The following is a 25,046-nucleotide window of genomic DNA, read 5'->3' on the forward strand; positions in this document are numbered from 1 at the left end:
GAAGTGAGGGAATGCTATATATAGGGCTATTGCTTATCGTAGTGGTCGTCTTTCTGATTTATATGTTGAAGGTGGCACATGAAAACAATGTTTTACATCACCAGCTACTATTAAAGGGAGCGCCAGAAAAACTACGTTTATTTTTTATTTCAGATGTTCATTTACGTAAAATTAATAAAAAAATGATTGCTCAATTAACAGGACATTTTGATGCTGTCATTATTGGTGGAGATTTAGCAGATAATCGCACACCCATTCCACGTATTCATGAGAATTTACAATTATTAACTTCTATTGGACCTACTTATTTTGTATGGGGAAATAATGACAGAGAAGTGGGAGAGGAGATGCTTAAGAGCATATTGCAGCAGCATCATATTCAAATTATTGTCAATGATGCGGTGCTGTTACCTGCGAAAAACCGTTTCTGGCTTAGTGCAATTGAGGATACAACAGTTAAAGAATATAGCTTTGAAAAAGCATTTGAAAAAGTAGAAGAGCATGATCTAGTTGCTTTTATTGCGCATAATCCAGGTGTTTTTGCGAAAGTCCGTGCCAAGTACCGTGCTGATTTAATGATGGGTGGACATTTACATGGAGGACAGATTCGATTTGGTCCATATGGTGTCCATCCTAATGGTTCTTATCGAGAGCGAGATGGTGTTATGACTTTAGTTAGTAATGGCTATGGTACTACATTATTGCCAATGCGACTTGGTGCCAAACCACAATGTCATATCATCGACATTGATATTTCGAGTAAATAAACAAACAAAACTTGCTAGAAGGCGTATAATAAAAAGGTATCGTCTATTTTAATAATGGATGTAAGCAAGGAACAGCAACTATAGCTGTCCATATTCGATTGGAGTGTCAAGAAATGCAGCAAGCAGATGCGATTATTGTTGGAGGAGGCCCATGCGGTTTAGCAGCAGCAATAGCTTTGCAAAATATTGGATTAAAACCCATCGTTATTGAAAAGGGAAATATCGTAAATGCGATTTATCATTACCCTACCCACCAGACTTTTTTTAGTACAAGTGAACGATTAGGGATTGGCGATGTGCCATTTATTATTGAGGGACGTAAGCCCAAACGGAATCAAGCCCTTGTATATTATCGAGAAGTTGTTCGATTAAAAAATATTCAAGTTAACCGCTTTGAAAAAGTGCAAAGTGTTGTGAAAAATAATGGTATGTTTACTGTTACTTCAGATAAGGATAGTTATGAAACGCCTTATGTCATTATTGCAACAGGCTACTATGATCATCCTAATTATTTAAATATCAATGGAGAACAATTACCTAAAGTTTTCCATTATTTTAAAGAGGGACATGAATTTTTTGATACGGATGTTCTTGTCATTGGGGGCAAAAATTCAGCTATAGATGCAGCGTTGGAATTAAATAAGGCTGGTGCTCGTGTTACGGTTGCCTATAGAGGACATGAATATTCTCCAAGTATTAAGCCATGGGTATTACCTGAATTTGAAGGAGTAGTCAAAACAGGAGAAGTTGACATGTATTTTAATACGAATGTGTTAGAAATACGTGAGCATGAAGTAGTCTTAGCAATAGATGGCCATGAAAAGGTGATGAAAAATGATTTTGTCTTTGCTATGACTGGCTATCATCCTGATCACTCCTTTATTAAAGCTATGGGCGTCAATATTGATGAAGAAACGGGTCGCCCTTATTTTACACCAGAAACGATGGAAACAAATGTGGAAGGATTGTTTATCGCAGGCGTCATTGCCGCGGGAAATAACGCCAACGAAATTTTTATTGAAAATGGACGTTTTCATGGGGATTGCATCGCACAAACTATCGCTCAAAGAAAAGGATAAAGGTGAGGCTGTATAGGCATGTAGCTTATACAGCCTTTTAGCAAGGGGGAATATGATTGATTGGTTTGTATTTGCTCTTCAGTTATTTAATAGGAAACTTCATGACAGCATTTTTCGTTGGAAAGATATATGGTGTTAATTTACAGGAAGAACGTAGTAAAAACTTAGGTGCGCGCAATGCGGGAAGCGTCCTTGGCAAGAAGGCCTTTTTTATGACATTTCTAGGTGATACCATGAAAGGTGCACTGGTGGTAAGTTTAGGGCGCTTATGGCATTTAGAAGAATGGGTCATTGTTAGTGGAGCAGCCTGTGTCATTGCAGGGCACTTATATCCATTCTGGCTGAAATGTAAAGGAGGAAAAGGAGTCGCAACTTTTATTGGAGTTGGCCTCGCTCTATCACCAAGCTTGTTTTTATGGATGATTGCAGGTACGGCGGCCGTGCTTATATGCACAAGGAGCTTAACATTAGGCATGGTTGGAGGTTTTATTTTTTATGTTGGCGCTATCATACAATCGGGTCAATTAGAGGCCTATGCACTTTTGATTATTGCAATCGTGTGTATGATCATAAGACATATGTCTAATATTAAGGAGTCATGGAAAAGAGGGAAGTAACGAGATGTATTGGTGTAAAATAGCTCAAACAAATGAAGAGTATGAGGCGATTGCGCGATTAAATTATGAGACATTTGTGGAAGAAATTCCACAGCATGAGCCCAATAAGCAAAGACTAAAAATTGACAGATTCCATCAGGAAAATACATATATAGTAGTGTATAAAAAAACAGAATTAATCGGAATGGTAGCATTTAGAGATCAAAGACCCTTTTCGATGGATGAAAAAATTGGTAAGGTAGAGCAATTTTTACCGGAAGAGATTTGTGGCAAGATTTGTGAAATACGTCTACTTGCTGTGAAAAAAAATTACCGAACTGGGCGAGTCCTATTGAGGCTCACACAAGCTTTAAACACATTTGCCTATGAAAAGGGCTACACCGCAGCCGTAATTTCAGGAACAACGCGTGAAGAAAAGCTCTATAAGCAAATGGGCTTTCAACAATTTGCACCAGCTGTTGGAGCAAAGGATGCACAGTTTTTACCAATGGTGCTTACTAGAGATGTATTTGAGCATGACCTACAACGTAGGCTTGCAAAAGATGACTATACTTTTTATCCTGGACCTGTTAAGCAATTGGAGACAATTGGTTATACCAATTTATCGCATCGTTCGTTAAATTTTAAGGCAATCTATGAACGAGTACAACAACAGCTACTACATTTAGCGAATACTAAGCATGTTGGAATAATCGTTGGAACTGGAACTTTGGCCAATGAAGTGATGCTTGCTCAACTACACGCTCAGCAACTAGGAAAAGGTCTTATTTTAACAAATGGAGAATTTGGTGAACGGTTAAGAAAACAAGCGGTCCGTTGGTCTTTAGATTTTGATGCAGCAGAACAACAATGGGGAACAATTTTTGATTACGAGAAAATAGCATCGTTGCTAGAAAATGGAGCATATCAGTGGATGTTGGTAGTGCATGGGGAAACCTCAACGGGGACTTGCAATGATTTAGAGAGTCTTGGTCATTTGGCAAAGTGTTATAATGTAAAACTTTGTGTAGATAGCATCAGTACGTTTGGGGCTATGCCATTTTCGTTACAGGACTGTTATTTAGCTACCGCAGTGAGTGGGAAAGCAATTGGGGCAATGAGTGGGCTAGCATTTGTATTTTCACAATATTTAGCACAATCCACCACTACATTGCCTGCATACTTGGACTTAGCAAATTACCACCAAGGCGCCATACCCTTTACGCTTCCAGCCGTGTTGCTCGGAAATTTAGATGAGTCATTACAAGCCTATCCAGTCCGCTATGCGCAGCTACAGCAACGTTTTGAGGCGCTACTGCAGCTACCATATATGCACTTTCAATTACCAACAACTCAGTACCCAATGCTTATAACGATTCAACTGCCAGACACACTCTCAAACTTACACATCGATTTAGCCTTAAATGGACTTTTGGCTCATGGTGATAGCCCATATTTACGCCAAAGAGGATTCCTTCAATTCGCAGTCATTCAGCCCGATTTCGAAGACGCACTTGTACGTCTTCATGAAGTGCTGCACTATTATGAACAAATAACCGAGGCATAAGCAAGTGCTCCATATGAATACATTGATTCTACAGGAAAAAATCCTTTAAATTTAAAGGACTTCCAGTTGTGTTCAGTCCAATTAATAATTTTAATCGTGCCTTTTGACCATTGATACCCGTGGCAAATATTGCACCTAAGTCTTCCAGCATTTTACCGCCACCAACATATCCATAGACACCTTCTGCGATACCATTAAAGCAGCGGGAAACAAGGATTACAGGGATATTGCGTTGGATCAAGCTCTCAATGCCTTTTACAACAGAAGGAGGGACATTTCCTTGTCCTAATCCTTCAAGCACCACACCTTCATATTTACATGCGAGCACGACATCAAGTAAATCTTCTTCCATACCAGCATAAACCTTTAGCATAGCTACGCGTTTAGATAAACTATTAACGTCTACATATTGACGACGAATTGGCGCATGATGGAACAAAATACGTGATTTTGTAATAAGCCCGATTGGTCCATATTGTGGGGATTGGAAAGTATTGACTGAACTTGTGCTCGTTTTCGTTGTATTGACGGCAAGATGTACCTCATCATTCATAACAACTAGAACGCCTTTGTCCCGAGCTTCATCATCGACTGCTACTCGGATTGCCTCCATCAAATTATAAATGCCATCTGCTCCAAGCTCATTGGATGAGCGCATCGCACCTGTTAGTACGATGGGGATGGCTAAATTTGTTGTCAGCTCTAAGAAATAGGCAGTTTCTTCTAATGTATCTGTACCATGCGTAATAACAACACCGTCGATTTGCTGGGCTGTAGTTTGCTCCATAATCAAGTTGCGTAATAGAAGCATTTCTGTTGGCGTGATATGTGGAGAAGGTAGGTTAAAAGCTTCTATTTCAATAATGGTCGCCAATGAATTAAGTTTATTACTCTCTTTCATGAGAGGGTTTTCTTTGTTGGGCATAACTGCTCCCTCAGCACTCATCGCCATGGAGATTGTGCCGCCAGTATGAATTAATAAAATTGTTTTTTTCATGAAAAATAAAATCTCCTTTTAAAAAGTTTTTTTGTCATTACATGGTATAATAATAGCAGTCTATTGTTGAAAGGAGCCGGCATCATGATCATTTTATTATCTGCTGCCATTGCTCCCGGTCTAGCGCTTTTTAGTTATTTCTATTTGCGCAATCAAATGGCTACGGAGCCAAGAAGAACTTTATTGCAAACATTTTTATACGGTGCATTTTTAACGTTCCCGATTCTGTTTTTACAATATGTACTAACAGAGGAAGGAGTTTTTCGATATTTTTACCTTCAAGACGTTCTTTTTTCTAGTGTTATTGAAGAATTTTTTAAATGGTTTGTACTATTAATAGCCATCTACAATCATGTAGAATTCGATGATCCATATGACGGTATATTATATGGGGCAAGTATATCACTTGGTTTTGCCACAATTGAGAACGTACTTTATTTATTATCCTTTGGCTTGGACACAGCATTTATGCGAGCTCTATTACCTGTATCAAGTCATGCATTATTTGGCGTAGTAATGGGCTACTATTATGGACGTGCTAAGTTTTCAAAGCTTGCCAAGACAAAAGAAATGATTGCTATGGCGCTTTGTGCACCAATTGTACTTCACATTCTATACAATACAATATTATCATTTAAAGGTCACTGGATTTATTTAATGATTCCGTTTATGCTGTTTTTATGGTGGTTTGGCTTACGAAAAGTGAAACTAGCGCATTACCATCTGGTACAACATTTGCATATGCATAAAAAAATATAAAGCGTAGAAATCGTCAAGATTTCTACGCTTTATTCTTTTTTATCATGTATAAATTGCCTCATTTGTTTCAAGCTATAAAAAAAAGGAGTGATAAAAGTGCGTTTAGTAAGCATACTTTTTGCTTTGATATTAGGAATTAGTATAATTGCGATTCCTCAAAATGAAGTGATTGCATTTAGTGACCAGCAAATTACTCGTGGTGCCTATGGAGATGATGTCATTGAATTGCAAGCAAGGCTACAATACTTAGGTTTTTATAAGAGTAAAATTGATGGGAAATTTGGCTATAACACATACTGGGCATTACGTAATTTCCAAGAGAAATATGGTTTGCCAGTAGATGGTATCGCTGGAGCGAAGACCAAAAAAACTATAGCTGGTTATTCTGATTACGATGAAAAATGGGTGAAAGCGCAATTAAATGCTGGTAATCAATTTACCTATTATGGTGGTATTCCGCTCGATCAGCAAGTGAATAAAGGAACTAGTACAGGTAGTGGTGCTGGCAGTGGCGGAGGAAATAGTAGTGGTACTACTAATAACAATGGGACACAGACACAAGTTCCTCCAAAATATACAGAACGTGATTTACAGTTAATGGCGAATGCTGTGTATGGAGAAGCTAGGGGAGAGCCGTATGAGGGACAAGTAGCAGTAGCCGCAGTTATTTTAAACCGTTTAGAAAGTCCTGATTTCCCAAATACTATTTCCGGAATTATATTTCAGCCTTTAGCGTTTACAGCGGTAGCAGATGGACAAATTTGGTTAGAGCCTAATGATAGAGCAAAAGAAGCTGTTATTGATGCAATGAATGGCTGGGACCCATCTGAAAATGCATTGTATTATTTCAATCCGAAAACAGCAACAAGTAAATGGATTTGGTCACGTCCGCAAATTAAACAAATTGGAGAGCATATTTTCTGTTCATAGAAAGGAGGAACTTAGATGAAAACTTGGCTCGTGGTCTTAACGATAGCTGTTATCGGGTTAGGGGCATATAGTATTGATTTACATGGAGATAAAGAAGATTTACAACGTACCGTATTAGCACAGTATACAGATAAGTTAACAGATGCATCTGAAAAACTATCTCATCTACAGCGATCAGTATCGCAGTCACTACTGTTTCAAGACGAGCAGGCAATTCACAGTGAATTAGATTCAGTTTGGCGTTTAAGCTCAGAAGTTCGTTCTTCAATTGCTAATATTCCGATAGGGCAAGAACTATCAAATGAATGGATGAATTATTTAGGGCGACTTGGCGATGAAGCGAAGAGAACAGCAAAGACAGGCGATTATGTAGCTTGGCGTGAAAAAATGCCACAGGTTTCTTCGAATTTACAAGCGCTGTCTGATGATTGGACAGCCGCAACTGTCGATTTTTATAAACATAATGGAAAAATGGATGTTTGGCTGCAGCAAGTGGATAATAAAAATCCAAACACAAACTTTGATAAAGTGAAGGACACGTTAAAAGGTTATGGAGAAAAGGATTTCCCGCTAACATTATCTGAGTCAGACTGGCAAAAAAAGATTGAGTTAAAAGCTTTACAGGATGCCGAAATTACGGAAAAAGAAGCGTTAGAAAAGGTGAAATATTTATTCCCAGTTATTAAAGACGCGACATTTACTGTAACAAAAAGTAGTGACACGGCACCGTATCCGTTCTATCACATACAATTCCACCAAGGAATTCGTTTAGGGTATGTGGATTTAACGGTAAAGGGAGGGCATTTACTGTCCTATTTAGTGGAACGTCCTGTTGATGAAGCGAAGCAGTCACAGGAGGAAATCCTCAAAAAAGCCGAAGAATATGTCAAAAAACTTGGCATGAAAGATGTAGCCTATGTGGAATCGCGCGAAAATCATCAGGCTTGGCACGTAACATTTGCCCGTGTACATCCAGGAGATAACGCATTAATTTATGCGGATGGTGTTCAACTTAAATTAGCTAAAGATACGGGTGAGTTGTTGGGTGCAAACGCGATGGAATACATTCAAGAAGAGAATATTAAAAAACAAACAGCAAAACCAATCGATTGGAAAACATTCTTCCAAGATGATATTCAAGTCCAAGAAGTAAAAAATATTTATACGGATAATGGGGAATTTGAACAACGTCTATGCTATGAGGTCATTGCATTGCGTGATGGTAAAACACAAGAGACATTTAGAATCGTCATTGATGCAGAAAATCATAATGTTTTAAAAGTGGAATATTTAACTTAATAATAAGAAAATACTACCAATTTTTATAGCCAAAATTAATATCTCATGAGATAATTAAACCATATTTTTCGTACGGGGAGATGCTCATGGAGATTAAAATTGGTACACAATTACAACTTGAACCTACTTATACAGAGCGTGTGGAGAAATTCCGCTGTAAGGTTGTAGAGCAACAAGATCATATTCTTTATATTGATTATCCAATTAATATGGCGACAAAGAAAACAGCATTTTTGATAGATGGCTCTGAATTTAGAGCAACCTTTCGTACCGAGGACAAACAATCATTTGCCTTTAATACAGAGGTAATAGGTCGTAAAGCGGGCCATATACCTATGATTATGTTGCATTGCCCAAAGCCAGAGGAATTTATCAAAATTCAACGTCGAGAATATGTCCGTGTTGAAACACCAGTGGATGTGGCCGTTCAGTTCAAGGATCACAAATATCAGTTAGTAGCTGCGGATATTAGTGCAGGAGGCTTAGCCCTCATTTTGAAAGGAGAAGTAGCTTTCGATGATGGCGATGAGGTGAAATTAACAGTTGCCTTGCCGTTTGTCAATGGGGATGTGAAATACGTAATAACAGAGGCAACTGTCGTGCGTATTTTTGAAAAAGATTCTAAACGAATTGCAACAATCCAGCTGACGGATTCAGATGATGTAGACCAGCAACATATCGTTCGCTTTTGCTTTGAGCGCCAGTTAGGCAATCGACGTAAAGAATTGAATCCATTTAATGCTTAATATGCCGCATAGTAATTTTTTAAAAGCCCTCTTCTAGCAGAGGGCTTTTTATAGGTTATATGATACAATATGAGGTGACAGAAAGTAGGGAAGAATATGAAGAAAAACATCCAAATTGCGATAGATGGTCCTGCTGGTGCCGGTAAAAGTACTATTGCAAAAATTGTTGCTGAGGCACTTGATTTTACTTACATTGATACAGGTGCAATGTATCGAGCAGTTACGTATAAAGCGATGCAACAAAACATACATTTAGATGATGAAGCAAAATTAGCGGAGATGCTAGCGGCTAGCACCATCGATTTAAAGCCATCTCCACAGGGGCAGCTTGTTTTTTTAGATGGTCATAATGTATCAGCCGATATCCGTTCAAATGAAGTCACTTCATCCGTTTCTCAGGTAGCTGCACATGCAAAGGTTCGAGAGTTATTAGTAGCTCAACAACAAAAGCTGGCAGCAAATGGTGGCGTCGTAATGGATGGCCGCGATATTGCAACACATGTATTGAAAAATGCAGAGCTAAAGATTTTTATGTCTGCAACGGTAGAGGAACGTGCAAGAAGACGATTCATAGACAATCAAAAAAGAGGAATCGACTCTTCGCTTGAAAAACTTCAGGAAGAAATTGCATTGCGTGATAAAAAAGATAGTGAACGCGAAGCATCACCACTTATCCAAGCAGAAGATGCCATATTTTTAGATACGACAGCATTGTCTATCGATGATGCAGCACAAGCTATTTTAAAATTAGCAGAAGAAAAAATGCTATAAATCCTAAAATTTCAGACATTTTTCGAATTTAAAGGATTTATTTTTGTCTTTGTCTTCAATATCGAATAAAATAGTAAGGGAAGATGCGAAGGAGGGTTACATATGTCTGAAGAAATGAACTATGCAGAACAAACGTTTAACGAGGGTGATATCGTCAAAGGTATTGCAGAGCAAGTTGATGAAAAAGCAGTATCTGTATCAATTCCGGGTGCACCATTTGATGGTATTATCCCAATCAGCGAATTATCAAGCTTACACATTGAGAAAGCTTCTGATGTCATCTCTGTTGGGGATGAGTTAGAATTGATGATTACAAAGGTTGAGGAAGAAAATTTTGTCCTATCAAAACGTAAAGTGGATGCTTTAAAAGCATGGGATACACTCGAGCAACAATTTACCGCAGGAGAAATTTTTGAAGCGGAAGTAAAGGATATTGTTAAAGGTGGTCTTGTCGTAGATTTAGGTGTACGTGGCTTTGTACCAGCATCACTTGTAGAAGACTACTTTGTCGATGATTTTGAGGGCTACAAAGGCAAATCATTAAGCTTCAAAATTGTTGAGCTTGATAAAGAAAAGAATCGTCTTATTTTATCTCATCGCGCAGTGGTTGAATCAGAAAAGGCATCACAAAAGAAAGACGTTATAAATCAAATCAAGGCTGGCGACGTTTTAGATGGTAAAGTACAGCGTTTAGCATCATTTGGGGCATTTATTGACCTTGGTGGTATCGATGGTCTTGTCCACATTTCACAAGTGTCTCACGAGCATGTGAGTGATGTAAGTGAAGTTTTATCAGAAGGACAAGGTGTAACTGTAAAAGTTCTATCTGTTGATCCAGAAAATGAACGCATTTCATTATCTATTAAAGAAACGATTCCTGGACCGTGGTCTAATATCGAAGAACGTGCAGCTAAAGGTACGATTTTAGAAGGTAAAGTGAAGCGTCTTACATCATTCGGCGCATTTGTGGAAGTTTTCCCTGGTGTTGAAGGATTAGTGCACATTTCGCAAATTGCTCACAAACACATTAATACACCACATGAGGCATTAAAAGAAGGACAAGAAGTACAAGTAAAAGTCCTTGATGTCAATGCTGAGGACGGTAGATTAGCGCTAAGCATTAAAGAATTACTTGAAAATCCAGAAGCAGAAGAAGTGATCGATTACGAATTACCTGAAGAAAACACAGGCTTCTCATTCGGAGACGTAATTGGCGATCAATTAAAAAATTTTAAATAAGAAGAACGCGAGGATACAAGATTGTATCCTCGCTTTTTTGTTGGAGTAATGGAATTCGAAAGTGACGGATAGAACCTTTGGATTAAATAGTAGATAGGATTCAAAAAGCAAAGGATTTATCCTCAAAAAGCCTTCAGACATGCTCTCAAAATACATGAAAAAACCGGGAAAATAAATCGTTTGGATTGTTAAAGCCATACATAGCGTTCTACTTTATGGATATGATATGATATAATGGCATTTTTCGTGTATAATAGCGAAAGACAAGAAGTTGGAAGGATGAAGTACAGATGACGAAACCAGTAGTAGCCATCGTAGGTCGTCCGAACGTAGGTAAGTCGACGATTTTTAACCGTATCGTTGGAGAGCGTGTGTCTATTGTGGAGGATATTCCAGGCGTAACACGTGATCGTATTTATAGTTCGGCAGAGTGGTTAACACATGATTTTAATATTATTGATACAGGTGGGATTGAAATTGGGGACGAGCCGTTTTTAGAGCAAATTCGTCAACAAGCCGAAATCGCCATTGAAGAAGCAGACGTTATTATTTTTATGACAAATGGTCGTGAAGGGGTAACCGCAGCCGATGAGCAAGTAGCTAAAATTTTATACAAAACTAAGAAACCAGTTGTTTTAGCAGTCAATAAGATTGATAATCCTGATATGCGTGAAATGATTTATGATTTTTATGCATTGGGCTTCGGTGAGCCTTGGCCAATTTCTGGCTCTCACGGCTTAGGGTTAGGGGATTTATTAGACGAATGTGCGAAACATTTCCCAAAAGAAGATGAAGAGCAGTACGGAGATGATGTGATTAAATTCTCATTAATCGGTCGTCCAAATGTAGGGAAATCATCTTTAGTGAATGCTTTCTTAGGTCAAGATCGAGTGATTGTAAGTAATATTGCAGGGACAACACGTGATGCAATTGACACACCTTATGCGTATGAAGATCAGGAATATGTCATTATTGATACTGCAGGTATGCGTAAAAAAGGTAAAATTTATGAGACGACAGAGAAATATTCAGTTTTGCGTGCGTTACGTGCGATTGAACGTTCAGACGTTGTGTTAGTGGTACTGAATGCGGAAGAGGGTATTCAGGAGCAAGATAAGAAAATTGCTGGGTATGCACATGAAGCTGGAAAAGCAGTGGTGATTGTTGTCAATAAATGGGATGCTATCGAGAAAGACGAAAAAACGATGAATGTTTTTACGCAGCAAATTCGTGAGCATTTCCTATTTTTAGACTATGCACCGATTATTTTCGTATCGGCGAATACAAAACAGCGTGTTCATCAGATTTTACCAATTATCCAACGTGTCAGTGAGAATCATGCGATGCGTATTCAATCTTCTATTTTAAACGAAGTCATAGAGGATTCTGTAGCACGTAATCCTGCGCCAACCGATAAAGGTCGTCGTTTACGTATTTACTATGCTACGCAGGTTGCGATTAAACCACCAACATTTGTGGTATTTGTCAATGAACCTGAGCTTATGCACTTCTCCTATGAACGTTTCTTAGAAAATCGTATTCGTGAAACATTCGATTTTGAAGGAACACCGATTCGTTTAATTACACGAGCACGAGCTTAAAGTTATAGTCATACACATACAATACGCCAACCCGACATATTTGTTGGGTGGCGTCTTTTTACAAGAAAAAATTAGTGTAGACAACCCACTATAAGGGAGGATTTTTTATGGAAAAAGTTTGTGTGTTAGGAGCAGGCTCTTGGGGGTCTGCGCTGGCAATGGTACTAGCGGAAAATGGCCATGATACGCTTGTATGGACACATCGAGCTGAACAGGCAGAAGAAATCAACCGTATGCATACTAATAAAAAATATTTACCTGAAACGGTATTGCCAACAAATTTACATGCTACGAGTGATATTGCAAAGGCAGCAACACATGCTGAAACAATCGTTGTGGCTGTGCCGACAAAAGCAATTCGTGAGGTTTGTGAAAAATTGACGGCTGAATTAACAAAAAAAGTTTTATTTGTACATGTTTCAAAAGGAATTGAACCAGATTCTTTAAAGCGAATTTCTGAAATATTAGCAGATAGCCTACCTGCTGAAAAAGTGGATGAAATTGTAGTGCTTTCAGGGCCGAGTCATGCGGAGGAAGTAGTTCTTCATCATCCTACAACAGTTACAGCTGCATGTGCAGACATAGACGCTGCTGAAAAAGTACAGGATCTATTTATGAACCAATTCTTCCGTGTTTATACAAATGACGATGTGATCGGTGTAGAAATTGGTGGGGCACTGAAAAATGTTATCGCTTTAGCTGCAGGCATTACAGATGGCTTGAATTATGGTGATAACGCGAAAGCGGCATTAATTACGAGGGGGCTTGCGGAGATTACTCGTTTAGGTGTAAAAATGGGTGGTAATCCATTTACGTTCTCAGGCCTTACGGGCATGGGAGATTTGATTGTAACGTGTACAAGCGTTCACTCAAGGAACTGGCGAGCAGGGAATATGTTAGGGCAGGGCATGAAGTTACAAGAGGTTCTTGATCAAATGGGAATGGTTGTAGAGGGAGTCCGGACTACAAAGGCCGCCTATCAATTAGCAGAGAAGTATGGTGTGGCAATGCCTATTTCTACGGAGCTTTATAGCGTACTCTTTAATGATGTAGAGCCGAAAGTGGCTGTTGATGCACTTATGATGCGCATGAAAAAACGTGAAATTGACGAGATGAAGCATTAATATTATTTTTATGATTAAATTTGTCATGAAACGGACATAAATAAGGTGTCTTAGTGAATCTACTGAGACACCTTATTATGTGCTATTAGTTGAATAGTGAAAGCATTTTAAAAGGTTGTCCATTTCTTGATAGTTATGGGACAACTATTTCTTTTTAACAAAGGCACATAGTATAATATACTTTGATTGTGTCTTGACATAGAAAGAAAGGTGGTTATTTGAAATGGGCCCGTTAGCTCATATGCCTGCTTTAGATGTAATGTGGGTATCGTTTTATTGTATAGGTTTTATGATTATATCAGTCGGCTTAATTTATTTAGCTCGTAACAAGATTTCAAATGTATTTTTACGAACAATCGTAAATTTATGTGCATACATACTGTTTGGACTTGGCACATTTTTAATGGTACTTATAGTTGCCACTTGGCCAGCATAATAAATAACGAGGTGTCAGTAACATGAAAAAACTAAGTGCTTTTCTGTTGGTAATTGCAACCGCCATATTGTTAGTCGGGTGTGCGTACCCAGAAGACGAGAAAAGGGCGAAGGTTACGCCTGATGTGGACCAACTAGCAGCTGTTCAGCGTGCTGTTAATGAATACCGGGAAGCAACTGGTGGGCTAGTACCCATTAAAAATAGCGAATTAGATACAGATTTATATATCAAATATTTAATCGATTTTGAAAAGCTTATGCCGAAGTATTTGTCGACGATCCCTGGAAACGCCTATGAAAAAGGCGGTATATATCAGTATATTATTTGGGATCCAGAACATGATGCGACCGTTAAACTAGTAGATTTAAATGCTGCAGAGCGTATTCGTGAAATAGGTATTCGGAAACTATCTACACAATACTTACCAATAACAGGTTCAACATCTGATAATGTGTACCAAATTAATTATAAGGATTTGGGCTATAAAACAGAGGTTACTGTGAAAAGTCCCTATTCTGGCGTCGAATTGCCGCTCTTTATGACTGGAGACGGTGAATTGCATGTAGATTATTCCATTGATTTAGGGCAACTTCTAAAAGAAGACAAGCCAGATGTCAAACCAGGTGATGATATTCGCCAATTACTTGTCGATAAATTTCCTGTAGTACCTGCCTACTCTGTTCCGTATACAGTGGATGAGAAAGGTGAGCCAGTTTATGATATGGACACTTATAAGGCAGATGTTAAGAAGGCCCAAGAACGACAAAAACAAGAGGCCGAAGCCGCCAAGAAAAAAGAAGAATAATAAAACAAGCTCCTTACATTTGTGAGGGGCTTTTTCATATTTGTCTACAAGCTCGCATATAGTGAAAAAGCGTAGATAAAGGAGGCAGAAACCTTGAGTGAAGCAGTATTTAGAGAAATTGCAGAGCGAACAAATGGCGATGTTTATATTGGTGTTGTCGGTCCAGTACGTGTAGGTAAATCAACATTTGTAAAAAAGGTAATGGAATCCGTCGTGTTACCAAACATTGTGGATGAAACAGAAAGAATGCGAGCACAGGATGAGTTGCCACAAAGTTCTCCAGGGCCAGTCATTATGACCGCTGAGCCGAAGTTTGTGCCTGCTCAAGCAACCCGTATTGTGGTCGGTGATGATGAAATGCCATTTCAAATTCGTTTAGCAGATTGTGTGGGTTATATTATCGAAGGAACAAAAGGCTATGAAGATGAAAATGGTCCGAAATTTGTTCATACTCCTTGGCATACAGAGCCTATTCCGTTCCAGGAAGCAGCGAAAATAGGTACGGATAAAGTAATTCGCGATCATGCGAATATTGGAATAGTAGTGACGACTGATGGAACAGTTAACGGTATTAGTCGTCGAGCTGCAGAGAAGGCAGAAGAAGAGATTGTTGAGCAATTAAAAGAAATTGGCAAGCCTTTTGTCATATTACTTAATTGCCAAATGCCTGCTAGAGAAGAAACTGTTCAACTGCGTAATGAGTTGTTTGAACGTTATAATGTTCCTGTTATCGCCATTTCAATTGATCAAATGAGAGAAGCGGATATTCAGTATATTTTACAAGAGGCACTATTTGAATTCCCAATCCGGACAATTGAAGTGGAGAAGCCAGATTGGTTAGACGTGCTAGATGCCTCACATCCATTAAATGTTGCACTGATTGATTCGATGGAAGAGGTACTTTCTTCTGTTATGAAAATTAGGGATGTGCAACAAGCATCTGACGCTTTTAAAGCTATTGATTTTATAGATCAAAGTGAAGTAGTTCATGTAGATGCGGGTATTGGAACAGCTGTAATTCGTGTGTCCTTACAGGGTGAACTATATAAATCGGTTTGTAATGAATGGTTAGAGGAACCGATTGAAACGAAAAAAGATTGGCTACTATTTATTAAGGAAGCCGCTGAGGCAAAAGAAGCTCAAAAACGCTTTAAAAGTGCCATACATGATGCGGATATGACAGGTTATGGTGTTACATTACCAATGATGCAGGAATTTGAGCCAACAGCTCCAGAATTAATTAAGCAAAATAATTTCTTTGGTGTACGAATGAAAGCGAAGGCGCCATCTTATCATATTATTCGTGTCGATATGGATTCAGAATTTGCCCCATTAATCGGCTCTGAGTTCCATAGTCAGCAACTTTTAAAAGATTTGAACCATGCTTATTTACATGATCGTGATGCACTATGGAATACACAGCTATTTGGAACACCATTACATGAAGTATTAAAAGAAGGTATTCGCTATAAAATGGATGCAGTTCCACCTACTGCCAAAAAACGTATGCGTCAAACGATCGAACGTATGGTAAATGAAGGGGATCGTGGGTTAGTTACCTTTATTTTATAGTGATAAAAATTAAAAAGAAGTGTAAAAAAATAGGTAAAGGGCTTTTCGTTTTTATGCGAAAAGTCCTTTTTTTTGATTTTTTGGGTGAAAAACTGATTTTTTGGTTATAATCATGAATGAATACAGTTGCGTAGCGGTTTTCTATGTGTTACTCTTTTTACAGAATTGGTTCATGACCCTTTGAGAGGAGGTGAATGGTGTGAATAAAACAGAATTAGTAAACTCTGTTGCTGAAGCTGCAGGTCTTTCTAAAAAAGACGCTTCTAAAGCAGTTGAAGCTGTATTTGATACAATTCAAGATGCTCTTGCAAAGGGTGACAAAGTACAATTAATTGGTTTTGGTAACTTCGAAGTACGTGAACGTGCGGCTCGTAAAGGTCGTAACCCACAAACTGGTAAAGAAATCGAAATCGCTGCTAGCAAGGTGCCTGCTTTCAAACCAGGTAAAGCGCTTAAAGACGCGGTAAAATAATACACGTCTAGTAGTTACATAGAGCAGTCTTCATGTTAACGAACATGGAGACTGCTCTTTTTAACGTCAAGTATTAATACATAATCATATAAAAGCTAGATTTGCTATCTTGCAACAAATTTTTTGTGAAACAAGTAAGTCATTTTGCGCTTACCTTTTGGATGTGCTACGATGCATAGGGAAATGTGTAATGTTTTGATATGCAGGAGGTTTTTTTGAATGTCGAATATAGATTTATTAAAAATAGAAGAAGCCGTTAAAATGATTTTAGAGGCGGTAGGTGAAGACGTAAATCGAGAAGGTTTATTAGATACACCAAAACGTGTTGCCAAAATGTATGCTGAGATGTTTAGTGGCTTACATGAGGATGCTAAAGACTATTTTAGAACAGTGTTCCACGAGGATCATGAAGAGTTGGTTCTTGTCAAAGATATTCCTTTTTATTCGATGTGTGAGCATCATCTAGTTCCGTTTTATGGAAAAGCACATGTCGCTTACATACCGAATGACGGCATTGTGGCAGGGCTAAGCAAATTAGGTCGTGCAGTAGAAACAATTGCTCGTCGACCACAGTTGCAAGAGCGTATTACGTCTTCAGTCGCTGATACAATAATGGAAATGCTAGCACCAAAAGGGGTTTATGTGGTGATTGAAGCTGAGCACATGTGTATGACCATGCGCGGGCTGAAAAAACCAGGCTCCAAAACCGTAACATCTGTAGCAAGAGGTGTTTACGAGGAAGATGAAGTGAAACGTAGAGAAGTTCTATCATTTATTCAAATGTCTTAAATTGCTTGTCTAATTATGTTATGATGAACTAAGAATTTGTCGGATTTAAGGAGTGTACAAGAATGTCACAAGATTATATTGTTATTCAAGCTGAAGAAGATGGTGTACATGTCATTGGTTTAACGCGTGGAACAGATACAAAGTTCCATCATTCTGAAAAGTTAGATGCCGGCGAAGTTATGATTGCTCAATTTACAGAACACACTTCTGCGATGAAGATTCGAGGGAAAGCACAGATTCATACAGCACATGGTGTGATTAATAGTGAAGCAAAAAAATAATAAATAGACAAGATATGGTTTCATAATAGTTTTTATCCGTGCCATTTAGGCACATATAAATGAGTTAGATGTGAAAAACTAATTATATGGGCAGTAGCATTCCCACCTCATGGGAAAGCTTTACTGCCTATCCTCTTGAAGTAAGCAAAATTTTTTTATTCCGCATCGTTGCGTATGCTATAATGACTCAGTAAGCAAACGTTAAGACTAAGATAGGATTAACGTATTTGAAAGTGAAATGGAGTAAGGTCTATGAATGCAACATACATTCAAAATTCAATTGCCCAGTTAAAAACAGAGATTTTCATGGATGTTCGTCATAGAACTTTGCAAAAATACACAGGAATGCCTGTGCTAGATGAAAATCAATTGTTTTATTTGTTAGTCCCATTTTTGAATGGTGAAGTGTGGCAACAGGAGCAACAAGAGGCTGCCATTACTGTTGGCATTGTGTATGCGGCATTGGCGGCACACGATCATATAAAAGAATTAGATGCTACTTCTAAAGAACAGCAGCTAACGGTATTAGCTGGGGATTTTTATAGTGGTCGTTATTACGAAATATTAGCAATGTCTGGAAATGTCGAATTGATACGAAAATTGTCACAAGGAATTGTGACACGATGTGAAAACCAGATAAAGGTTTATGAGGCTGAACAAAGAACGATCGAGCAATGGTATGCTTCGATGTGCAATATTGAATCAGGATTAATTGCTCAATTTTTCGAGCTTTATTCTTTTAGTGAATATATACCGTTAATGGAAAAAAGTTTATTGATTTTACGTTTAGAAAAAGAAATGACAGCTTATCAACGTGGACAATCGTCTTTAATAGGTAAGGCACTTGAAGAAAGTGTTCAACGTCATGGTACAACTTTTCATAGCGTCATCAAGCAGAAAATAGTGCATTTAAAAATAGAGCTGTCAAAGATGGTGGAGAGTGCATCATTTTTACAAAATGATGTGAAACGAGCTTTACATGCACATGTAGAGGCTTCTATTGCTTCTACTAACGGATAAGAGAGGTTTTCAAAATGGCTAAAACGAAAGCAGAGCATGTTCATGAAGTATTTGAGAGTATCTCGGATAATTATGACAAAATGAATGGTGTTATTAGTTTCCAAATGCATATTGGTTGGCGTAACGATACCATGAAACACATGGCTGTCAAACCGGGATCAAAGGCATTGGATGTTTGCTGTGGTACAGCAGATTGGACGATCGCATTGGCTGAGGCAGTTGGAGAAAGTGGAGAAGTTAAAGGACTCGACTTTAGTCAAAACATGCTTAAAGTTGGCGAAAAAAAAGTACAACCATATCCGCAAATTGAATTGATTCATGGAAATGCTATGGAATTACCTTTTCCAGATGATACGTTTGATTATGTGACGATTGGTTTTGGTCTACGCAATGTACCAGATTATTTGCAAGTATTAAAGGAAATGCACCGTGTCGTAAAACCAGGTGGTATGGTTGTATGTTTAGAAACATCTCAATCTGAAATTCCTGGTTACCGTCAATTATTCCGTTTTTATTTTAAATATATAATGCCGATATTTGGTAAAATATTTGCGAAAAGTTACAAGGAGTATTCTTGGCTTCAAGAATCTGCGAATGATTTCCCAGGTATGAAAAAGTTAGCGGCATTGTTTGAGCAGGCAGGATTAGAAAAAGTAACGTACAAAGCATACAGTGGCGGGGCTGCGGCAATGCATATAGGCTTTAAAAAGATACGTTAATGGGGGAAGGTTTTCACACGTGGAAAAGATGAAGTTAAAACTACTCTATTCCGATTTGAAATCAGATATCGATATCATTGAACGAGAGTTAGAAAATGCGGTGGACTCATCTTCATATTTGATCAACGATGCTTCTCTCCATTTATTACAAGCTGGTGGCAAACGTATACGACCAATTTTTGTATTACTAGGTGCAAAATTTGGTGAATATGACATTGAGAAGATGAAGGATGTTGCAGTCCCTTTAGAACTCATTCATATGGCATCACTTGTCCATGATGATGTTATTGATGATTCCAATATGCGAAGAGGACGCCCAACTGTCAAAGCGCAATGGAATAACCGAGTAGCAATGTACACGGGCGATTTTATTTTTGCACGTGCTCTCGAATATATTACAAAATTAGAAGACCCACTAGTTCATCAAATTTTAGCACGTACCATGGTTGAGATTTGTAACGGTGAAGTTATTCAAATTGAAGATAAATTTAGACTAGATCAAGGTTTAAAAGATTATTTTAGAAGAATCAAACGCAAAACAGCTTTACTCATTTCCTCAAGTTGTGAGTTAGGGGCTGTGGCGGCAGGCGTTGATGCTAAAACTGTACGTCATTTAAAGCGCTTCGGCTACTTTGTGGGCATGAGCTTCCAAATTATCGACGATGTTTTAGATATAATGGCAACAGATAAGGAGCTAGGAAAGCCAGCGGGTAGTGATTTACTACAAGGCAATATTACCTTACCGATTCTCTTGTTAAAGGATGATCCGGAGATGCAGCCTTATTTAGTAAAAGTATTTGCCGGTACATTAACAGAAGTCGAACGTCAAAATATGTTGCACTATGTGCGTAAATCTCATGCAATTGAGCAAGCTAATCGTATGAGTGATAAATACTTGAAAAAAGCTTTACAAGAAATAGATGCCTTACCAAAACATCCCGTAAAGAAAAAGCTACGTGATGTCGCATTGTTTATGGGTAAGCGCAAATTCTAGCTTTTTGTTGTACAAAGTCGCGTTTTTTGTTAATATTTATCGGTAGGTGTAAAACCTGTTAGAAGAACTTAAGGAGTGTTTTAAACATGGCAATTGAACAAACTTTTTTAATGGTTAAGCCAGATGGCGTTGAGCGTCAAGTAGTTGGAGACATCGTTGATCGTTTTGAACGTCGCGGTTTTGTAATGAAAGGTGCTAAATTAATGGTAATTCCAAAAGAATTAGCAGAAAAGCACTATGCTGAACATGCTGAGCGTCCATTCTTTGGGGAACTAGTTGATTTCATCACTTCTGGTCCTGTATTCGCTATGGTATGGGAAGGCGAAAACGTAATTAAGCTTGCTCGTACAATGATGGGAGCAACTAAACCTGAGGAATCTAACCCAGGTACAATCCGTGGTGACTATGCAACAACTGTTTCTCACAACATCATCCACGGTTCTGACTCTCTTGCTTCTGCAGAGCGCGAAATCGCTTTATTCTTCGGTGAAGATTTAGTTTAATTTCGAATAGATTAGGCAATCTCAATATAATTGGGGTTGCTTTTTTTATTGCTTAAAAAATGGAGATGGATAGTATCGTGGAAATACGATAGTGGTAAAATGCATGCTCCTTTTTATTAGCTAAAATATTAATTTATTTCTAGAACCGTCTAGAATTGTTAAAAACTACTTACTCATGTACAATAAAAGATGTAATATTCTGATAATTAAATTAGGTATATATTAATAGTCTTGTCAATAAACTGTGAAGGATGACGAAGAAAAGGGGTAATGGAGATGAGAGAAGTGGTGATTGTTGCAGCTGTGCGAACGGCTGTGGGGCGAAGGAAGGGAGCATTAAGTCATGTTCGAGCGGATGATCTGGCAGCTGATGTGTTACAGGAGGCTGTACAAAGAGCAGGCATAACTAAAGAACAGGTGGATGATGTTATTTTAGGTTGCGTAACACAAACAGCAGAGCAAGGGGGAAATATTGCACGGACGGCCCTGTTAATGGCTGGATTTCCTGATAGTGTGCCAGGGGTGACCATCGATCGTCAATGTGGTTCGAGCCAGCAAGCTGTGCATTTCGCAGCACAAGCCATTTTAGCAGGAGATATGGATGTAGTTATTGCTGGCGGTGTGGAAAGTATGTCTAGGGTTTCTATGGGGACTAACATGCAAAATGCTCATTTAGGTAATCGCTTACAGGAAAATTATAATATTATACATCAGGGGCTATCAGCAGAAAAAATAGCCGAAAAATGGTCATTATCAAAAGAGCAGCTCAATAGTTATGCCTATGAGAGTCATCAACGCGCACTAGCAGCCATTGAAGCTGGGTATTTCAAAGATGAAATCCTACCAATTGAAGTAATCCAAGAAGATGATACTGTAACAACCGTTGGTAGGGATGAGGGTCCTCGTGCTGAAACTACTGTTGATATTTTAAATAGTTTAAAAACTGTTTTTCAAGAGGATGGCGTGATTACGGCTGGTAATGCGAGTCAGATGAGTGATGGGGCATCAGCAGTAGTGGTTATGGCTTTGGATAGAGCGCAGGAACTCGGTATTCAGCCACTCGCTAAAATTATTACAAGAGTTGTTGTGGGCTCTGACCCGACATTGATGTTAACAGGGCCAATCGAAGCGACTCGAAAGGCGTTAGAACGTTCTGGCCTGAAGATAGAGGATATTGATACCTATGAGGTCAATGAAGCCTTTGCACCTGTGCCACTTGTTTGGTTGCAGGAAATTGGTGGGGACCCAAAGAAACTCAATCCAGATGGAGGAGCGATTGCACTAGGACATCCATTAGGTGCTACCGGAACAAAATTGTTAACGACTTTGCTCTACCGCATGGAGCGAGAGAATTACCGATACGGCTTACTAGCTATTTGTGAAGGTATGGGGATGGCTAATGCTACGATTATTGAAAAAATGTAAGGGGGATATGGGCAATGAGGAAGCATGATGTAGTAGCAGTAGTAACAGGTGGTGCATCGGGTTTAGGAGAGGCGACTGTTCGCCAAATCGTCGAACAAGGTGGCAAATCCATCATCTTTGATGTGAATGATGAACGTGGACAAGCTATAGTAGAGGAATTAGGGCAACATGCACTCTATGTACGAGTAGATGTTACAAAGGAAGAGGATGTAGCAACAGGTCTTGAGCAAGCCATAGCAGCATTTGGCCCTATTAATGTTGCAGTGAATTGTGCAGGAATTGCGGATGCGAGCAAAATAATTTCCAAGCGAGGTGTTCATGCACTTGGTTTATTCGAAAAAATAATAATGGTTAATTTAATTGGTACATTCAATGTCATCCGTCTAGTTGCTGAGAAAATGCAGTTAAATGAGCCAAATGACGATGGTCAGCGCGGCGTTATCATTAATACGGCATCCGTAGCAGCATTTGATGGCCAAATTGGACAGGCTGCCTATAGTGCATCAAAGGGTGGCGTAGCAGCGATGACACTACCAATTGCACGTGAGCTCGCCGCGTTTGGTGTGCGTGTGATGACTATTGCTCCTGGTTTAATTGAAACACCGATGTTTGCTTCTTTACCAGAACCTGCAAGGATGGCTCTTGCGCAAATGACACCATTCCCTAAACGGCTTGGCAAGCCGTCAGAATATGCACTTCTTGTAGAAAGCATTATCCAAAATGGTTTGTTAAATGGTGAGGTCATTCGCTTGGATGGAGCCATTCGTATGCAGCCTAAGTAAATCTTTTTATCTGTAGTGGCAGTCAGCCTCGGTTGTTTCAAAAATTTGTCAGCGAAGGGGAGCGGTAACATGCATATGATGGATACGCCTTTATTATTAACAAGTTTTTTGAATCGAGCAGAACGATTTTTTCAGTCAAAGAAAATATATTCGCGAACAAGTGCTACGACAATTCATGAATTTACGTATAAAGAATATGTCAAACGAACTCGTCAATTAGCGGATGCTCTCACAAAATTAGGTATGCAGCAGGGCACGAAGGTTGGGACATTTGCTTGGAATCATCATCGTCATTTAGAAGCCTATTTTGCTGTACCTTGTGCAGGAGCAGTTCTTCATATGATCAATATTCGGTTGGCACCTGAGCACATTATCTATGTCATTAATCATGCAGAGGATGAAATATTATTAATTGACGACAATTTAGTACCCCTTATTGCACCATTTGTTTCCCAGCTGAAAACGGTTAAACACATTATCATTATGGGTGATGCTGTGGCACTTGAATCTATCCCCATTCCAAATGCTTTGTCCTATGAGGCATTAATTGCAGATGCTAATGAGCATTTCTCATTTCCAGATGATTTAGATGAGAATACACCTGCAGGTATGTGCTATACAAGTGCAACGACTGGTATGCCGAAAGGAGTAGTTTATACACATCGCAGTATTGTCCTTCACAGTTTAACTGCTGGGCTTGCAGATAGTATTGCTATTTGTGAATCAGATGTTGTACTACCTGTTGTACCAATGTTTCATGCTAATGCATGGGGATTCCCCTTTGCTAGTGTAGCCTTTGGTGCCACACAGGTATTACCTGGTCCAATGTTTACGCCACAGCTTTTACTTGAGCTTTTTGATGTGTACAAAGTAACCTTGACGGCAGGTGTACCCACTATTTGGCTGGGCGTTTTACAGGAGCAACGTCTAAACCCTCGTGACCTATCGTCTATGCGGTTAATTGTTTGTGGAGGTTCCGCCTCACCTATTGGTCTTGTAAAGGGCTTTGAGGAAGAGTTGAAGATTCCTTATATGACTGGGTACGGCATGACAGAAACCTCTCCACTTGTAAGCTTATCAACGTATTTAACCCATATGCAGGACTATACGGCTGATGAAAAAATGCATGTTCGCATTACCCAAGGGATGACAATGCCACTTCTTGAGACTCGTGTTGTTAATGAAAATGGAGAGGTGCCATGGGATGGTAAAACGATGGGAGAACTAACGATACGAGGTCCGTGGATTGCAAATGAGTACTATCAGGATGAGCGTACCGATGAAGCTTTTAAGGATGGTTGGCTTTATACAGGGGATATTGCGGTAATGACGCCGGATGGTTATATAAAAATTACGGATCGTACAAAGGATTTAATTAAGAGTGGCGGTGAATGGATTTCGTCAGTTGAGTTAGAAAATGCCTTGATGTCCCATCCAAAAGTCTTTGAAGCCGCTGTTATTGCCATCCCACATGAGAAATGGCTGGAACGCCCTTTGGCGTGCGTAGTGCCAAAGCCAGAATACAAAAATTCTATTTCTAAAGAGGAACTAATCGAAAACTTACAAGCGCAATTCCATAAAACATGGATACCAGATGATATTGTTTTCATTCAGGAGGTACCAAAAACATCTGTAGGTAAGTTTTTGAAGGCGAAATTGCGAGAAGATTTAAAACATTACCGTGTACAAGTTTAGTCCTGTAGCTAGAATGAAGGTAGTGAAAAACTACCTTCATTTTTTAAATTGAAATAAATTTCTGGAAAGTGAAACTAT

At 38.9% G+C, this 25,046-nt stretch carries 26 protein-coding genes; 25 read left to right on the forward strand and 1 reads right to left on the reverse strand.

Annotated elements, in window-relative coordinates:
* Positions 1 to 11 precede the first annotated feature (11 nt).
* The 4 genes from ACE1MS_RS06645 to ACE1MS_RS06660 all read left to right on the forward strand — a co-directional run bounded on the left by ACE1MS_RS06645 (position 12) and on the right by ACE1MS_RS06660 (position 4,009).
* The gene (locus tag ACE1MS_RS06645; protein ID WP_036215323.1) at positions 12 to 767 is read left to right on the forward strand and encodes a metallophosphoesterase; all 756 of its coding nucleotides are present in this window, start codon (positions 12 to 14) and stop codon (positions 765 to 767) included.
* Between the two features lie 113 nt (positions 768 to 880).
* Positions 881 to 1,846: a YpdA family putative bacillithiol disulfide reductase gene (locus ACE1MS_RS06650; protein WP_197223758.1), complete on the forward strand. Its 966-nt coding sequence runs from the start codon at positions 881 to 883 to the stop codon at positions 1,844 to 1,846.
* A 56-nt stretch (positions 1,847 to 1,902) separates the two neighbouring features.
* Positions 1,903 to 2,463 (forward strand): glycerol-3-phosphate acyltransferase, encoded by a 561-nt coding sequence (locus ACE1MS_RS06655; protein ID WP_031417958.1) that lies wholly within the window; start codon positions 1,903 to 1,905, stop codon positions 2,461 to 2,463.
* A gap of 4 nt (positions 2,464 to 2,467) precedes the next feature.
* Positions 2,468 to 4,009 (forward strand): aminotransferase class V-fold PLP-dependent enzyme, encoded by a 1,542-nt coding sequence (locus ACE1MS_RS06660; RefSeq protein WP_447402781.1) that lies wholly within the window; start codon positions 2,468 to 2,470, stop codon positions 4,007 to 4,009.
* Positions 4,010 to 4,037: 28 nt separating this feature from the next.
* Here ACE1MS_RS06660 and ACE1MS_RS06665 read toward each other — a convergent pair whose 3' ends face one another.
* Entirely contained in the window at positions 4,038 to 5,006 is a 969-nt protein-coding gene (locus tag ACE1MS_RS06665; RefSeq protein WP_031417960.1) for an asparaginase, read from the reverse strand.
* A gap of 84 nt (positions 5,007 to 5,090) precedes the next feature.
* Here ACE1MS_RS06665 and prsW point away from each other — a divergent pair, with 84 nt between their 5' ends.
* The 21 genes from prsW to ACE1MS_RS06770 all read left to right on the forward strand — a co-directional run bounded on the left by prsW (position 5,091) and on the right by ACE1MS_RS06770 (position 24,968).
* Entirely contained in the window at positions 5,091 to 5,765 is a 675-nt protein-coding gene (gene prsW, locus ACE1MS_RS06670) for a glutamic-type intramembrane protease PrsW (RefSeq protein WP_012293601.1), read from the forward strand.
* Between the two features lie 96 nt (positions 5,766 to 5,861).
* Positions 5,862 to 6,695 (forward strand): spore cortex-lytic enzyme, encoded by an 834-nt coding sequence (gene sleB, locus ACE1MS_RS06675; RefSeq protein ID WP_031417963.1) that lies wholly within the window; start codon positions 5,862 to 5,864, stop codon positions 6,693 to 6,695.
* Positions 6,696 to 6,710: 15 nt separating this feature from the next.
* Entirely contained in the window at positions 6,711 to 7,994 is a 1,284-nt protein-coding gene (locus ACE1MS_RS06680; protein ID WP_031417965.1) for a PepSY1/2 domain-containing protein, read from the forward strand.
* A gap of 86 nt (positions 7,995 to 8,080) precedes the next feature.
* Positions 8,081 to 8,740 (forward strand): flagellar brake protein, encoded by a 660-nt coding sequence (locus ACE1MS_RS06685; protein ID WP_012293604.1) that lies wholly within the window; start codon positions 8,081 to 8,083, stop codon positions 8,738 to 8,740.
* Positions 8,741 to 8,836: 96 nt separating this feature from the next.
* The gene (gene cmk / locus ACE1MS_RS06690; protein ID WP_012293605.1) at positions 8,837 to 9,511 is read left to right on the forward strand and encodes a (d)CMP kinase; all 675 of its coding nucleotides are present in this window, start codon (positions 8,837 to 8,839) and stop codon (positions 9,509 to 9,511) included.
* A gap of 102 nt (positions 9,512 to 9,613) precedes the next feature.
* The gene (gene rpsA / locus ACE1MS_RS06695) at positions 9,614 to 10,750 is read left to right on the forward strand and encodes a 30S ribosomal protein S1 (RefSeq protein ID WP_031417967.1); all 1,137 of its coding nucleotides are present in this window, start codon (positions 9,614 to 9,616) and stop codon (positions 10,748 to 10,750) included.
* Positions 10,751 to 11,040: 290 nt separating this feature from the next.
* Entirely contained in the window at positions 11,041 to 12,351 is a 1,311-nt protein-coding gene (gene der, locus ACE1MS_RS06700) for a ribosome biogenesis GTPase Der (RefSeq protein WP_031417969.1), read from the forward strand.
* 107 nt (positions 12,352 to 12,458) lie between these two features.
* Positions 12,459 to 13,475 carry an NAD(P)H-dependent glycerol-3-phosphate dehydrogenase gene (locus ACE1MS_RS06705; RefSeq protein WP_447402782.1) on the forward strand — a complete coding sequence of 339 codons (1,017 nt, stop codon included), beginning with the start codon at positions 12,459 to 12,461 and terminating at the stop codon, positions 13,473 to 13,475.
* Between the two features lie 223 nt (positions 13,476 to 13,698).
* Positions 13,699 to 13,911: a DUF2768 domain-containing protein gene (locus ACE1MS_RS06710; RefSeq protein ID WP_008180416.1), complete on the forward strand. Its 213-nt coding sequence runs from the start codon at positions 13,699 to 13,701 to the stop codon at positions 13,909 to 13,911.
* A 22-nt stretch (positions 13,912 to 13,933) separates the two neighbouring features.
* Positions 13,934 to 14,716, forward strand: coding sequence for a hypothetical protein (locus tag ACE1MS_RS06715; protein ID WP_031417970.1), 783 nt, complete (start codon positions 13,934 to 13,936; stop codon positions 14,714 to 14,716).
* A 93-nt stretch (positions 14,717 to 14,809) separates the two neighbouring features.
* Positions 14,810 to 16,288: a stage IV sporulation protein A gene (gene spoIVA / locus ACE1MS_RS06720; protein ID WP_031417971.1), complete on the forward strand. Its 1,479-nt coding sequence runs from the start codon at positions 14,810 to 14,812 to the stop codon at positions 16,286 to 16,288.
* A gap of 199 nt (positions 16,289 to 16,487) precedes the next feature.
* A complete protein-coding gene (locus ACE1MS_RS06725) occupies positions 16,488 to 16,760 on the forward strand; it encodes an HU family DNA-binding protein (RefSeq protein ID WP_004232618.1) in 273 nt (90 codons plus the stop codon).
* Positions 16,761 to 16,979: 219 nt separating this feature from the next.
* The gene (folE, locus tag ACE1MS_RS06730; protein ID WP_012293615.1) at positions 16,980 to 17,549 is read left to right on the forward strand and encodes a GTP cyclohydrolase I FolE; all 570 of its coding nucleotides are present in this window, start codon (positions 16,980 to 16,982) and stop codon (positions 17,547 to 17,549) included.
* A gap of 62 nt (positions 17,550 to 17,611) precedes the next feature.
* Complete coding sequence (gene mtrB, locus ACE1MS_RS06735) at positions 17,612 to 17,830, forward strand: trp RNA-binding attenuation protein MtrB (protein WP_004232621.1); 219 nt, start codon at positions 17,612 to 17,614, stop codon at positions 17,828 to 17,830.
* Positions 17,831 to 18,082: 252 nt separating this feature from the next.
* Positions 18,083 to 18,850 carry a heptaprenyl diphosphate synthase component 1 gene (locus ACE1MS_RS06740; RefSeq protein ID WP_012293617.1) on the forward strand — a complete coding sequence of 256 codons (768 nt, stop codon included), beginning with the start codon at positions 18,083 to 18,085 and terminating at the stop codon, positions 18,848 to 18,850.
* Between the two features lie 14 nt (positions 18,851 to 18,864).
* The gene (locus ACE1MS_RS06745; protein ID WP_012293618.1) at positions 18,865 to 19,569 is read left to right on the forward strand and encodes a demethylmenaquinone methyltransferase; all 705 of its coding nucleotides are present in this window, start codon (positions 18,865 to 18,867) and stop codon (positions 19,567 to 19,569) included.
* Positions 19,570 to 19,588: 19 nt separating this feature from the next.
* On the forward strand, positions 19,589 to 20,563 hold the full coding sequence (gene hepT / locus ACE1MS_RS06750) for a heptaprenyl diphosphate synthase component II (RefSeq protein WP_012293619.1): 975 nt from the start codon (positions 19,589 to 19,591) through the stop codon (positions 20,561 to 20,563).
* An 86-nt stretch (positions 20,564 to 20,649) separates the two neighbouring features.
* Positions 20,650 to 21,066 (forward strand): nucleoside-diphosphate kinase, encoded by a 417-nt coding sequence (gene ndk / locus ACE1MS_RS06755; protein ID WP_012293620.1) that lies wholly within the window; start codon positions 20,650 to 20,652, stop codon positions 21,064 to 21,066.
* A 276-nt stretch (positions 21,067 to 21,342) separates the two neighbouring features.
* Positions 21,343 to 22,491 carry a thiolase family protein gene (locus tag ACE1MS_RS06760; RefSeq protein ID WP_036161172.1) on the forward strand — a complete coding sequence of 383 codons (1,149 nt, stop codon included), beginning with the start codon at positions 21,343 to 21,345 and terminating at the stop codon, positions 22,489 to 22,491.
* Positions 22,492 to 22,505: 14 nt separating this feature from the next.
* Positions 22,506 to 23,273 carry a 3-hydroxyacyl-CoA dehydrogenase gene (locus ACE1MS_RS06765; RefSeq protein WP_012293640.1) on the forward strand — a complete coding sequence of 256 codons (768 nt, stop codon included), beginning with the start codon at positions 22,506 to 22,508 and terminating at the stop codon, positions 23,271 to 23,273.
* Between the two features lie 69 nt (positions 23,274 to 23,342).
* The gene (locus ACE1MS_RS06770) at positions 23,343 to 24,968 is read left to right on the forward strand and encodes a long-chain fatty acid--CoA ligase (protein WP_198695200.1); all 1,626 of its coding nucleotides are present in this window, start codon (positions 23,343 to 23,345) and stop codon (positions 24,966 to 24,968) included.
* Positions 24,969 to 25,046 lie beyond the last annotated feature (78 nt).

The organism is Lysinibacillus sp. fkY74-1 (assembly GCF_053165895.1).

Coding starts and splice junctions, on each gene's coding strand:
- rpsA (WP_031417967.1), top strand. CDS start 9,614: ATGTCTGAAGAAATGAACTATGCAGAACAAACGTTTAACGAGGGTGAT.
- ACE1MS_RS06665 (WP_031417960.1), bottom strand. CDS start 5,006: ATGAAAAAAACAATTTTATTAATTCATACTGGCGGCACAATCTCCATG.
- ACE1MS_RS06705 (WP_447402782.1), top strand. CDS start 12,459: ATGGAAAAAGTTTGTGTGTTAGGAGCAGGCTCTTGGGGGTCTGCGCTG.
- ACE1MS_RS06645 (WP_036215323.1), top strand. CDS start 12: ATGCTATATATAGGGCTATTGCTTATCGTAGTGGTCGTCTTTCTGATT.
- ACE1MS_RS06660 (WP_447402781.1), top strand. CDS start 2,468: ATGTATTGGTGTAAAATAGCTCAAACAAATGAAGAGTATGAGGCGATT.
- der (WP_031417969.1), top strand. CDS start 11,041: ATGACGAAACCAGTAGTAGCCATCGTAGGTCGTCCGAACGTAGGTAAG.
- ACE1MS_RS06680 (WP_031417965.1), top strand. CDS start 6,711: ATGAAAACTTGGCTCGTGGTCTTAACGATAGCTGTTATCGGGTTAGGG.
- ACE1MS_RS06710 (WP_008180416.1), top strand. CDS start 13,699: ATGGGCCCGTTAGCTCATATGCCTGCTTTAGATGTAATGTGGGTATCG.
- ACE1MS_RS06740 (WP_012293617.1), top strand. CDS start 18,083: ATGAATGCAACATACATTCAAAATTCAATTGCCCAGTTAAAAACAGAG.
- prsW (WP_012293601.1), top strand. CDS start 5,091: ATGATCATTTTATTATCTGCTGCCATTGCTCCCGGTCTAGCGCTTTTT.
- ndk (WP_012293620.1), top strand. CDS start 20,650: ATGGCAATTGAACAAACTTTTTTAATGGTTAAGCCAGATGGCGTTGAG.
- cmk (WP_012293605.1), top strand. CDS start 8,837: ATGAAGAAAAACATCCAAATTGCGATAGATGGTCCTGCTGGTGCCGGT.
- ACE1MS_RS06715 (WP_031417970.1), top strand. CDS start 13,934: ATGAAAAAACTAAGTGCTTTTCTGTTGGTAATTGCAACCGCCATATTG.
- ACE1MS_RS06770 (WP_198695200.1), top strand. CDS start 23,343: ATGCATATGATGGATACGCCTTTATTATTAACAAGTTTTTTGAATCGA.
- folE (WP_012293615.1), top strand. CDS start 16,980: ATGTCGAATATAGATTTATTAAAAATAGAAGAAGCCGTTAAAATGATT.
- ACE1MS_RS06650 (WP_197223758.1), top strand. CDS start 881: ATGCAGCAAGCAGATGCGATTATTGTTGGAGGAGGCCCATGCGGTTTA.
- mtrB (WP_004232621.1), top strand. CDS start 17,612: ATGTCACAAGATTATATTGTTATTCAAGCTGAAGAAGATGGTGTACAT.
- ACE1MS_RS06760 (WP_036161172.1), top strand. CDS start 21,343: ATGAGAGAAGTGGTGATTGTTGCAGCTGTGCGAACGGCTGTGGGGCGA.
- ACE1MS_RS06685 (WP_012293604.1), top strand. CDS start 8,081: ATGGAGATTAAAATTGGTACACAATTACAACTTGAACCTACTTATACA.
- ACE1MS_RS06745 (WP_012293618.1), top strand. CDS start 18,865: ATGGCTAAAACGAAAGCAGAGCATGTTCATGAAGTATTTGAGAGTATC.
- ACE1MS_RS06765 (WP_012293640.1), top strand. CDS start 22,506: ATGAGGAAGCATGATGTAGTAGCAGTAGTAACAGGTGGTGCATCGGGT.